The 10,942-nt window shown below is 60.8% G+C and carries 10 protein-coding genes, 1 tRNA gene and 1 rRNA gene; 8 read left to right on the top strand and 4 right to left on the bottom strand.

The window, feature by feature from the left end:
* Nucleotides 1-177: 177 nt before the first annotated feature.
* Nucleotides 178-292, top strand: a 5S ribosomal RNA gene (gene rrf / locus K6M89_RS12790).
* Nucleotides 293-386: 94 nt separating this feature from the next.
* Nucleotides 387-463, top strand: a tRNA-Met gene (locus K6M89_RS12785).
* A gap of 299 nt (nucleotides 464-762) precedes the next feature.
* Here the strand turns inward: K6M89_RS12785 and K6M89_RS12780 are convergent.
* Together K6M89_RS12780 and K6M89_RS12775 are read right to left on the bottom strand one after the other, a co-directional pair.
* On the bottom strand, nucleotides 763-1,563 hold the full coding sequence (locus K6M89_RS12780) for an IclR family transcriptional regulator (protein WP_097582104.1): 801 nt from the start codon (nucleotides 1,561-1,563) through the stop codon (nucleotides 763-765).
* Entirely contained in the window at nucleotides 1,556-1,951 is a 396-nt protein-coding gene (locus K6M89_RS12775) for an acyl-CoA thioesterase (protein ID WP_239791347.1), read from the bottom strand. Before K6M89_RS12775 ends, K6M89_RS12780 begins: the two co-directional genes overlap by 8 nt.
* 101 nt (nucleotides 1,952-2,052) lie before the next feature.
* Here K6M89_RS12775 and K6M89_RS12770 point away from each other — a divergent pair, with 101 nt between their 5' ends.
* From K6M89_RS12770 to K6M89_RS12750, 5 genes are all read left to right on the top strand, one after another.
* Nucleotides 2,053-4,806 carry a benzoate-CoA ligase family protein gene (locus K6M89_RS12770; RefSeq protein ID WP_222139681.1) on the top strand — a complete coding sequence of 918 codons (2,754 nt, stop codon included), beginning with the start codon at nucleotides 2,053-2,055 and terminating at the stop codon, nucleotides 4,804-4,806.
* Nucleotides 4,807-4,968: 162 nt separating this feature from the next.
* Nucleotides 4,969-5,664: a fumarylacetoacetate hydrolase family protein gene (locus K6M89_RS12765; protein WP_222139680.1), complete on the top strand. Its 696-nt coding sequence runs from the start codon at nucleotides 4,969-4,971 to the stop codon at nucleotides 5,662-5,664.
* A gap of 2 nt (nucleotides 5,665-5,666) precedes the next feature.
* Entirely contained in the window at nucleotides 5,667-6,314 is a 648-nt protein-coding gene (maiA, locus tag K6M89_RS12760; protein ID WP_222139679.1) for a maleylacetoacetate isomerase, read from the top strand.
* A 23-nt stretch (nucleotides 6,315-6,337) separates the two neighbouring features.
* Entirely contained in the window at nucleotides 6,338-7,441 is a 1,104-nt protein-coding gene (locus K6M89_RS12755) for a cupin domain-containing protein (protein ID WP_246642415.1), read from the top strand.
* On the top strand, nucleotides 7,438-8,223 hold the full coding sequence (locus tag K6M89_RS12750; RefSeq protein ID WP_222139678.1) for a maleylpyruvate isomerase N-terminal domain-containing protein: 786 nt from the start codon (nucleotides 7,438-7,440) through the stop codon (nucleotides 8,221-8,223). Before K6M89_RS12755 ends, K6M89_RS12750 begins: the two co-directional genes overlap by 4 nt.
* Before the next feature lie 21 nt (nucleotides 8,224-8,244).
* Here K6M89_RS12750 and K6M89_RS12745 read toward each other — a convergent pair whose 3' ends face one another.
* Together K6M89_RS12745 and K6M89_RS12740 are read right to left on the bottom strand one after the other, a co-directional pair.
* Nucleotides 8,245-8,682 (bottom strand): MarR family winged helix-turn-helix transcriptional regulator, encoded by a 438-nt coding sequence (locus tag K6M89_RS12745; RefSeq protein ID WP_097582091.1) that lies wholly within the window; start codon nucleotides 8,680-8,682, stop codon nucleotides 8,245-8,247.
* 132 nt (nucleotides 8,683-8,814) lie between these two features.
* A complete protein-coding gene (locus K6M89_RS12740; RefSeq protein ID WP_222139677.1) occupies nucleotides 8,815-10,113 on the bottom strand; it encodes an MFS transporter in 1,299 nt (432 codons plus the stop codon).
* Between the two features lie 323 nt (nucleotides 10,114-10,436).
* Here K6M89_RS12740 and K6M89_RS12735 point away from each other — a divergent pair, with 323 nt between their 5' ends.
* Complete coding sequence (locus K6M89_RS12735) at nucleotides 10,437-10,940, top strand: flavin reductase family protein (protein ID WP_222139676.1); 504 nt, start codon at nucleotides 10,437-10,439, stop codon at nucleotides 10,938-10,940.
* The last annotated feature ends 2 nt before the right edge of the window (nucleotides 10,941-10,942 follow it).

Below are 10,942 nucleotides of genomic sequence, written 5' to 3'. Positions count from 1 at the left end.
GTCCGGATCGATGATGCGAATAGCGAATAGGGAGTAGCGAATAGTTGCTCCCAAATCGCTCCAAAGACGTGTTCAAAACCAGCGAAAGAGAACCAAATAGCCCTATTCGCTATTCGCTACTCCCTATCGCTCAAAACCAAATCCAGCTTCTCAAATCAAAAAGTTGCGCTTTGCCGACCTGGTGGTTATGGCGGGGTGGCTGCACCCGTTCCCTTTCCGAACACGGCCGTGAAACGCCCCTGCGCCCATGGTACTTCGTCTTAAGACGCGGGAGAGTAGGTCGCTGCCAGGTCTGCAAAGCGCAACTAAAATCTTCTCTGAACAAACTCTACGGCAATCGCCGTCAAAAGGCCGCCCATCAAGCGGCCTTTCGTGTTACTATATCACGCGGGGTGGAGCAGCCCGGTAGCTCGTCAGGCTCATAACCTGAAGGCCGCAGGTTCAAATCCTGCCCCCGCAACCAAACTCTTCAATAGGCAATAGCCAAAAAGCCCGCTTCGTGCGGGCTTTTGGCGTTTCTGCGCGACAGAACAGACAGGCAATGAACTCCTGCGCGTCCTGATCGATTTCCAAACACGGCTATCCCGGCCGGTTATGCCGCCTCTGATTGACGCCTTCGATCTGGCCCCGCCAGGGTATTTGGAGACTGCGATATAGCCAAGCAGTCGTTCTGTCGGCAGACCGCTTTCGACGATGTGTGCCGGCGCCAGGGGCCCGGACCACGCCGTCGCGGCCTCGGAAGGCGTATTTTGGGGCGGCGCGTTAGCCGGTGATTATCGGCGAAAAAGATAGCTTCTCGCAGAATCCTATGAGCTTCCGCACAGCATCGGAACCCGGCTCCGTCACTGCGGGGTCCGTGCCTATGAGGGTGATCACGCATTGGGCTCTACCCTGCCAATCGAGGATGGGTGCGGCAATCGCAACGAGGCCGGGAATGAAGCGTCCTTCCACTGATGAGAATCCACGCATTCGGAACGTCTCGGTCATTCTCTCGATGTCCTGCTCCGTTCGCAATTGGCTGTTTACGGTGGATGATGCCTTGCGTGCGGCGCGTAGTTCCGCTTCGCGGATCGCCTGAAGCGGCGCCGGCGGCGCCCAGGTGAGAAAGGCCCGTCCGGTCGCGGAGTTAAGAAGCGGCAGGATGGTGCCGAGGCCCATCGACGTGACCGTGGGCGTGGCGGCGCGCTCCCAGCGGACGACGGTCGCACCATGCGTGCCCCAGACCGACAGAAGCACGGTTAGGCCGGATTCGAGGCAGAGCTCCGGAAGAGCGTCGGACGCACGATTGACGAAGTCATGCCGGGCGAGCGCCGCAAGACCGAGCGCGATCGCGCCTTCACCGAGGTCGTATTTGCCGGACTTGCCAGCCTGAACGACCAGGCCCGCGTTTAGGAATGACGTCAGATAGCGGTGCACCTTGCTCGGTGGCATGCCGCAGTCGCGCGCGAGTTCCGACAGCGACATCGGACGCAGATAGCCGCCCATCGCGCTCAAGAGCTTCAACGCCGCGTCCAGCGACTGGATGCCGCCGGACTGGCGATCGCTTTCGTCGTCCTTATCCATCTTCACCCAGCAATTTGCGCAATACCTCTATTTCGCTGGCGACAATAGCATCGCCCGCCGGCTTGAACAGGCCCCGGAGCTCGCCGCCCACAGCCGCGACCTCGCCGGCTACTGTGATCTCATAGCCGAGCCGCAGGGTTTTGCGGCCCCACTCCTCGATCGAAAGCGCGATGCGAAGCCGGTCGCCGTCGCGCATAGGCCTGCGGAACTGTGCCTTTGCTTCCAGGAGGCCGATGCCGACCGCGCCGAGGGTTTGGCAGATTTTTCCATGGCCCCCAAAGTTACGCAACCAGTCGTGGAAGGCGCGGTCAAACCAAGCGTAGGTCCGGGGGTAGAAAACGATCCCCGCCGGATCGCAGTCGCCAAAACTCACCGAATATTCAAGCACATGTGCGTTTCTCATTTTTCCACAATATGAAACTAGTTGCGCGGTGTGGAAAAATATTTATCATCAGGATCGGGAACTGTCGAGTGACTTTGGGAGGAAACATGTCGCAACTGTCCAGCGTGGAGATACTGGGGGGAGGCCCTGCGGGGCTCTACACCGCAATCCTCTTGCGGCGTGCCATGCCGCATCTGCGCCTCCGCGTGACGGAACAGAATCCCAAAGGTGCGACCTTCGGATTCGGTGTAGTCTTTTCCGATCAGGCGCTGGATTTCCTGAAGGCGGATGATCCGGAAACGCATGATCTCATCACGCCCGCCATGGAGCGCTGGCGCAACATGACCTTGAACCTTCCCGGTGGGCAGGCCGTCCTCGATGGCGTCGGTTTCTCGGCCATCGGGCGGCTGGAACTGATCGAGGTCCTGCGCAAGCGCGCAGAAGCCCTCGGCGTCGAAATCCGTTTTTCACATCTGATCGAATCGCTGGACGAAGTGCAGGCCGACCTGATCATCGGCGCCGACGGGCTCAACTCGCTCGTGCGGCGGTCCAACCAGGCGGACTTTGCGCCGACGATCGAGCATTTCAGCAATCATTTTGCCTGGTTCGGCACGGAACGGCCTTTCGACACCCTGACCCAGACTTTCGTGAAAATGCAGAGGGGTGCGTTCAATGCGCATCACTACCGCTATCAGCCCGATCGCAGTACTTTCATCGTCGAATGCGACGACGCCACATTCCAGGCCTATGGCTTTGCGGCCATGGACGAGGCCGAGAGCGCGCGGGCCTGCGAGTCGATCTTCGCCGATCTTCTTGATGGCGCGCCGCTGATCACCAATAAGTCCACGTGGCGGCAGTTTCCTCGTCTCTGGTGCGAAAACTGGGTAGTCGGCCGTCACCTGCTTCTCGGGGATGCCGCTCATACCGCCCACTTCTCCATCGGCTCCGGCACGCGGCTTGCGATGGAGGATGCCATCGCGCTTGTCCGGGCACTCTCGTCTCACGACGATGTCGAACAGGCATTGGCTGCCTATCAGGCGGAGCGCCAGCCGATCGCCAGGAAGATCGTCGATGCCGCCAACACGTCCGCCACATGGTATGAGAATTTTGCCGCCAAGATGGATCTGTCGCCGGTCGATTTCGGGCTCGACTATCTGATGCGCTCGGGCCGTGTCGATACGGACAGGCTGCGCCGGATGGCTCCCGGCTTCATGGCAAGATACGATGCGGAGAAGGGCGGTGGCAATATCGCCGATCCCGTCGGCCACGATAATGCGGGTGCTGCGGAGGTCGGCTTCAGGCGGGAGGACCATCCGAATTGTTCTTCAATCCTCTGGGACAATCTCTTCCGCAATCCGGACAAGCTTGCGCTGATCGGCCCGGCGGGATCGCTGACCTATGCCGAGTTGGTGACCGAGGCGGCACGCTGGGGGAATGCCTTCATCGCCGCTGGGCTTAAGCGTGGCGACCGGATTCCGTTCTTCCTCGACGACACGCCTGTCTATCCGGCTGCCTTCTTCGGAGCAGTCCGTGCCGGCTTCGTGCCGGTCCTGCTCAACACCCAGACCACGGCCGATGTGCTGAATTTCTTCCTTCAGGACACGGGCGCGAAGATCGCGCTGTGCGAAGCAGCGCTTGCGAGGCGCTTTGAGGGCGAGGCGCTACACGGCACGACGCTCGAGCGGGTGGTGATCGTCAATGGCGCGGCGGATGGTGAAGGGCGCATCGCGGCGGCGGACTTTCTTGCTGGGCAACCCGACACGCTCGATTGCGCCGATACCGGGCCAGAGGACATGGCCTTCTGGATGTATTCCTCGGGTTCGACGGGGCGGCCCAAGGGGATCGTCCACCTCCACCATGACATGGCCTATACGCAGACTTCCTTTGGCAAGCACGCGCTCAAGCTGGCCGAGGATGACATTTGCTTCTCCGTCCCGAAGATCTTCTTTGCCTATGGTTTCGGCAACGCTCTCACGTTCCCGTTTTCCATCGGCGCGACTACGCTTCTGATGCCGGGCCAGCCGAGGCCCGACGCAGTGCTAGACATGATCGAAAAATACCGGCCGACGGTGCTCTTCGGATTGCCGACGCTTTATACGGCGCTGGCGCGGACGGAAAATGTCGGGACGCGCGATCTGAGTTCGCTCCGGCAATCGATGTCGGCGGCGGAAATCCTGTCGCAGGATATTTACGACGCCTGGAAAAGTCTGACCGGCCATGGTCCGACCGAGGGACTGGGGTCGACCGAACTGCTTCACATCTACCTCTCGAACAGCCTTTCCGATCACCGCATCGGTTCGGCCGGCGCGCGGGTGCCGGGTTACGAAATCCGGCTGGAGACGCCGGATGGCAGGGTGCCGGAGCCCGGAGAGGAAGGTGTCATGTTCGTGCGAGGCGATTCTTCCGCTCCGTCTTACTGGAATCGGTCCGACAAGACGAAGGAGACGATGCGGGGCGACTGGATCTATACCGGCGACCGCTTCATCGAGGTGGACGGTTACTATTATTTCCAAGGCCGCGCCGACGAGCTTATCAAGGTTTCGGGCCAATGGGTCTGGCCGCTTGAGGTTGAACGCTGTCTCAACGAGCATCCCGATGTCCATGAATGCGCGGTCATGGCCCATCAACTCGAGGACCGCCGAATGACGCTGCGGGCCGTGATCAGGCTGAGGGAGGGGCGCGCCGCGACTGACGTGCAGTCCGATGCGTTGCGCGCCTATGTGAAGACGCGGCTGCAGCCCTACAAATATCCGCGCATCGTGGATTATGTCGCCGACCTGCCGAAGACCGGAACGGGGAAGATCGATCGCCAGGCACTGGCTGCGATGCCGGTGCGGCAAGATGCTGCAATCGGACTTTGAAGCGGATGACCAGAGGAGGGGAAACCATGGGTAACGGCGCCCGGGCTGCTGGGCGAGAAGATCATGGAAGCCGGGCGGGATTGAAGCCGCAAACATAGGCGAAAGCCCAAACGCTCCGCGGATCACCGCGGAGCCAGAACTGCAACCAACAAGGAAAGATAGATGAGCCTGGTCCTACCCGCTCCTGCCACCCCCACCGTCGCCGTCGCCGGATCGGATGCCAGATTTCCGGTACGCAGGATATTCTGCGTCGGCCGCAATTATGCGGCGCATGCGCGCGAAATGGGCAAGGACCCTGACCGGGAGCCGCCATTCTTCTTCAGCAAGCCGGCGGATGCCGTGGTCGATTCCGGTGAAACCGTGGCCTATCCGCCCCAGACCGAGAATTTCCACTACGAGGCCGAGCTGGTCGTGGCGATCGGCAAGGGTGGATGCACCATAGCGGAGGCGGACGCGCTCGATCACATCTGGGGCTATGCTGTCGGCAATGATCTGACGCGGCGCGACCTACAATTGGCCGCGCGTGACGTGGGCCGGCCCTGGGATTTCGGCAAGGCGTTCGACCGCTCCGCCATTATTGGCCCGGTGCATGCGGTATCGGAGACGGGGCATCCCACGAAGGGGTCGATCCGGCTTGCGGTCAATGGCGTGGTCAAGCAGGATGCGGATCTGGCCGAACTGATATGGTCGGTTCCGGAAGTCATTTCCTATCTCTCGCATTCGATCGCGCTTGCGCCCGGCGACCTCATCATGACGGGAACGCCGGCCGGGGTTGGTCCGCTGGTGCCGGGTGATGTTTGCACCGTGAGCATCAAGGGTCTGGGCGAGATTTCCACCACGATCGGGCCGAGGGACTGAAAATGGTCCTCAAGCTCCACAATTTCTTCCGCTCCTCGACATCGACGCGGCTCCGCGCAGCGCTCAATCTCAAGGGGTTGGCCTATGATTATGTCCCCTATGTCCTGCGCCGTGGCGATACGCGAAAGCCCGAATATTTGGCGATGAACCCCCAGGGTCTCGTGCCTGTTCTGGAGCGGGAAGGCGGAAGCTATCTGACGCAATCGCTCGCCATCATCGAATGGTTGGAGGAGACGCATCCCACGCCCGCGTTGCTCCCCACCGATCCGGATGGGCGGGCACGGGTGCGTGCGCTTGCCTATATGATCGCCTGCGAAATCCACCCGCTGAACAATCTGCGCGTGCTCGGCTATCTCGCCGACCGCTTCGGCGCGAGCGAGGATGGCCAGAAGGAATGGTTCACCCATTGGGTGGCGACGACGTTCGACGCGCTTGAGACGATGCTGGCTTGCCATCCGCGCACCGGCGCCTTCTGCCACGGCGACGTGCCGGGCCTCGCCGACATCTGCCTTTATGCGCAGGTCTGGAACAATCAGCGCTTCGGGATCGCCACGTCGGCCTGGCCGACCATCCAACGGATTTTCGCGCGCATCGACACAATACCGGCGTTCAGCAACGCCGCGCCGCCCCGGCAACCGGATGCGGCCTGAGACCGTGAAACGGAGGATATGCCATGCATGATGAGATCCACGGCAAGCCGGCCAATGCGATGCAGCCTGATGATACGCCGGAATTGCGCGCGCTGTATGAGGGCTTCGAGGCGATGCATCTGATGCCGCTCTGGACACAGCTCGGCGATCTCATGCCGCGTCATCCGAAGCCCAAGGCTGTCCCGCATGTGTGGAAATGGGCCGATCTGCTGCCGCTCGCCCAGACATCGGGGGACCTGGTGCCCGTGGGCCGTGGCGGCGAACGGCGGGCCATCGGCCTTGCCAATCCGGGCCTTGGTGGACATGCTTATGTCAGCCCCACGCTCTGGGCCGCGATCCAGTATCTCGGCCCGCGTGAGACGGCGCCTGAGCATCGCCATGCGCAAAACGCCTTCCGCTTCGTGGTCGAAGGCGAAGGCGTGTGGACGGTCGTGAACGGCGATCCCGTACGCATGAGCCGGGGCGACCTGCTTCTGACGCCCGGTTGGCATTTTCACGGCCATCACAACGATACCGACAAGCCGATGGCCTGGATCGACGGGCTCGATATTCCGTTTGCGCAACAGAACGATGTCGGCTTCTTCGAATTCGGTTCCGACCGGGTGACGGACTATGCGACCCCGCGCTTCTCGCGGGGAGAGCGGCTCTGGTGCCATCCGGGCCTTCGCCCGCTGTCGGGCCTGCGGGATACGGTTGCTTCGCCGATTGGCGCCTATCGCTGGGAACATACGGACCGCGCGCTGACAGAGCAGCTGCTTCTTGAGGAAGAAGGCCAGCCCGCGACCGTCGAGCAAGGTCATGCTGCCATCCGCTACGTCAATCCCACGACTGGAGGCGATGTCATGTCGACCATCCGGTGCGAATTCCACCGCTTGCGGGCGGGCACCGACACTCCGCCGCGTCGCGATGTGGGCTCGACCGTGTTCCAGGTCTTCGACGGTAAGGGCGCGGCCGTAATTGGCGGAGTTACGCATAAGCTGGATATCGGAGATATTTTCGTGATCCCGTCCTGGATTCCCTGGTCGCTTCAAGCCGAAACCCAATTCGACCTGTTCCGCTTTTCCGATGCGCCGATCATGGAGCGACTCAATTTCATGCGTAGCCATGTCGAAATGGCCGAAACATGAGCCAGACGCTGGAGGAGGCCCGAATCGCATTGCGCGAAAGGCAGGGCAGGGGCGCGCGCCATGACGCAGCGCTCGCGCCCTCGCAAGCGCTGGACTGGGCTCGACTCGGCACGGCCTATTTCGCCCGCTTGCTCAACGATCTCTCCGATCGCGCTCTTGATGAACCTAGCGCCGTGGAAGGGTTCAGCCGGCGGCGGCTTGTCGCTTATGCCGGTTACCATGCGCGTCTGCTGAGCGAATTCGTGGCTTGGGGAAGGGTCGGCGTGGCCGGACCTTTTCCGCGCAATCTCGACGTTGCCGCCGACGATCTCGAATTCGGCATCACCCAGCCCTCGCGGGCATTGCGTCATCTCTTCGACCATTCTGCGGTTCATCTCAATGTCGAATGGCGCGATCTGAGCAATGAAGGCTGGGGCCGCTCGGTGGCCGACACCACAGGACGAAAGACCCATCTGCGCGATACGCCACTGACGCGGGCTCGCAAGCTCTGGCTTCTTGCCATCGATCTGAATTCTGGCGGCCGGTTTGCGGATATGCCGGCGGATTTCGTCGATTTCCTGATCCTCGACCAGGCCGCGCGACGGCTTCCGACCGGGAGGTTCGCGCTCGTCGCGACCGATCGGGCCGCCCCACTGATCATGGGCCAGGCGCCAGCAATAATCGTCAGAGGGACTGCCCGCGACCTCGTGGGTTGGCTCAGCGGAAAGGGCGTAGGCAAACTAAGCGCCGAAGGTGGTGCCCTGCCTGCCCTCGCGCCGCCTCCCGCCATCGGACCGGCCTAGGATAGTTTCCACCTCGACACATCAGCGTGCTTCGAGCTTGTCCAGGTTGGTATGGATGATCTTCAGCGCCGATTTCAGCCAAGCCACTTCAGCCTCGCTGAATGTCTCGACGCCGACCGCCTCGAACTCTGCTGCGAGCGGCATCAACTTCTGCACGAGCGCATCGCCCGAGGGCGTAAGCATGATCGAGACCGTGCGCCCGTCGTCGGGCCGGGTGCGCGACACCAGTCCTTTCTTCTTCATCACTGTGACCAGACGCGACAGGGTGGAGATTTCGACCGTAACCATGGGGCTCAGATCTGTCAGCCTTTGCGGGCCCTCCTGCTTCAGGATGGCCAGGACGCGGTACATGGGCAAGGTAACATCAAAATCGTGCAGCCGTTCCAAAAAAAGCTCGCCCATGCGCACGCCGACGCGATTTAGAAGATAGGGAAGGGATCCGGTAAATCGATAGGACATTTTCGCTCGCAATTATTGCATCTGCACTGAATAGCCGTAGCCGAGGGCATGTGCAATCAAATGTCGCGTTCGTCCGGGCAAATGAAAGCCGGCCTCATCGAGGCCGGCTATGATGGCGGGTATTCCTGCCGTTCAGTGCGCGATGACACTTCCCTTCTCGGTCGTCGCATGCAGGAAGGTGAGGGCCGTCAAAACGCAGCCAACCACTGCCGTTATCGAGAAGATGTAGAAGTTCCACTCCGGTGCGAGCCCTCGCTGCAGCACGGCGCCACCGATCAGTGGTCCGGCGATACCACCCAGCCGGCCGACCGCGAGCGAAAAGCCAAGGCCCGTTCCGCGGATCTGGACAGGATAGAAGCGGCCGACCAGAACATTCGAGAGGATTTGGGTTCCGATCGTACCGGCGCCGGCAAGAGCGACAAGTGCGTACATGAGAACGCCCTGCTTCAGCGTAAGCATGTAGATCGTTGCGGCGCCGATCGCGAACAATACGGCGACAGTCATCTTCACATGGCCCCTGTCGGCAATCCGGCCGGCAATGACGATACCGATGGCGGCGCCGACATTGAGCATGATCGCAAACAGCAGCGCCGAACTGATGTCGTAACCCATCTTGTTCATGATGGTTGGCAGCCAGTTCACCATGCCGAAGGTCAGCAGCAGGGAGCAGAAATGAATCCCCCAGGCGTTCAGCGTCAGCGCAAGCCGCCCTTCCGCAAACAGCGTCAGGATACCCTGCTTTCCAGAAGTGGTCGGCTGGTGCAGAACCCGTTCCAGGCCGAAAGTATCGCAGATTGCGTCAGCCTCGGCACGGCGGCCTTTGGCGGCGAGCCAGTCGGGCGACTCAGGCAGTGACTTGATCAGGAACGGCAGTGCCAGCAAAGGCGCGCCGCCGATGATCATCAGGGGACGCCAGCCGTAATGCTGCAGGATCAGCATGCCAAGAATACCCGAGAGAATGCCGCCCAGCAGATAGCCCATAAAGGACAGCGAGTTGGCCAGCGCCTTTCGTTTGGTGGGCGAGAATTCGAGAATGAGTGCGGTCACCGTCGGCAGAAGTGCGCCAAGCCCGAGCCCGCTCAGGAAGCGCGTGCCTGCGAAGACCGGGAAGTTCGGAGCAAGCCCGCTTGCGATCATCATGACGGAAAAGCTGGCGAGGCTACCGAGAACGACTTTCTTCCGGCCAATGCGATCGGCGAGGGTGCCGGCGATTGCAGCACCGAGCAGCATGCCGAACAGGGTCAAGGCGGCGGCGCGGCCGACGAGAGACGGATCCAGGGCCCATTCCACCTGCTTGAGCAGCGCGGGTGCAATGACACCGAAGACCACTAAGTCATAGCCGTCGAACATTATCATGAAGCCGCACATGGCAATGACACTTGCCGTACTTTTGGTTTGCGCCACCATGGCGCTCATTTCCTGCGAAGACATGGCTCCTCCTCCGTGATTTCGCTTTGAAAAAAGGCCGAAGCCCAAAAATCAAAGACTCCCCTTCCGTCATCGGGTTTGTGAACGGCGCGCAAGGCACGCTTGTCCGACAGTCCTCTCCCGCCCGATGCCCACCAATAAAAGATTGCAAATGCAAATATTGCAAGAGAAAATCTAATACCGATTAAAATTATCTTCGGCGGGGACCTCAAATGGGTCGACCGGTAGTTGGATTGCGGTCTCGTCCATTACGGCTAAGAAAATATTTGCATTGACAATAATTGCAAACGCAAATATTTGGTAAAAATCGGAATGGGAGAGAGATCATGCAGATTTTATCCGATGGAATGGTCGGCGCAAATTTTCGTGCCGCGATGCGAAAATTTCCAGCGACAGTCACCGTGATCACGGCGGTAAAGGACGGTATCGACCATGGCATGACAGTCACGGCGGTCACCTCCGTTTCCATGGATCCACCGTCGCTGGTGATCTGCCTCAACAGCAAGACCCTCCTGCACGAAATGCTGCTGTGTCAGCCGGATTTCGCGGTGAATGTGCTCAGTCACGCTCAGCGGCCGCTGTCTGAGGCATTCGCCGGCAAAGTCGAGCCGCATGCGCGCTTCGGACTGGCGAACTGGCGGCGGCACGAGGCCGGCATGCAGCTTCTCGACGATGCGAACGCCAATGTCGTCTGCCGCCGCATGGCTGCCGTGCCTTATGGCACCCACACGCTTTTCATTGGTCAGGTCGTTCACGCGACCGTGGCCCCCAGCACCATACCGCTGATCTACGAGGACGCCCGCTACTGCGTTTCGCAGCCGGCAGCCTGATC

It is taken from the genome of Rhizobium croatiense, assembly GCF_019793465.1.
Classification (GTDB): Bacteria; Pseudomonadota; Alphaproteobacteria; order Rhizobiales; family Rhizobiaceae; genus Rhizobium; species Rhizobium croatiense.
Note: the sequence above shows the minus strand (reverse complement) of the source record. Positions and strands in the feature narration are given on the sequence as shown.

Coding starts and splice junctions, on each gene's coding strand:
- maiA (WP_222139679.1), top strand. CDS start 5,667: ATGGTCCTCAAGCTCCACAATTTCTTCCGCTCCTCGACATCGACGCGG.
- K6M89_RS12750 (WP_222139678.1), top strand. CDS start 7,438: ATGAGCCAGACGCTGGAGGAGGCCCGAATCGCATTGCGCGAAAGGCAG.
- K6M89_RS12765 (WP_222139680.1), top strand. CDS start 4,969: ATGAGCCTGGTCCTACCCGCTCCTGCCACCCCCACCGTCGCCGTCGCC.
- K6M89_RS12780 (WP_097582104.1), bottom strand. CDS start 1,563: ATGGATAAGGACGACGAAAGCGATCGCCAGTCCGGCGGCATCCAGTCG.
- K6M89_RS12740 (WP_222139677.1), bottom strand. CDS start 10,113: ATGTCTTCGCAGGAAATGAGCGCCATGGTGGCGCAAACCAAAAGTACG.
- K6M89_RS12770 (WP_222139681.1), top strand. CDS start 2,053: ATGTCGCAACTGTCCAGCGTGGAGATACTGGGGGGAGGCCCTGCGGGG.
- K6M89_RS12755 (WP_246642415.1), top strand. CDS start 6,338: ATGCATGATGAGATCCACGGCAAGCCGGCCAATGCGATGCAGCCTGAT.
- K6M89_RS12735 (WP_222139676.1), top strand. CDS start 10,437: ATGCAGATTTTATCCGATGGAATGGTCGGCGCAAATTTTCGTGCCGCG.
- K6M89_RS12745 (WP_097582091.1), bottom strand. CDS start 8,682: ATGTCCTATCGATTTACCGGATCCCTTCCCTATCTTCTAAATCGCGTC.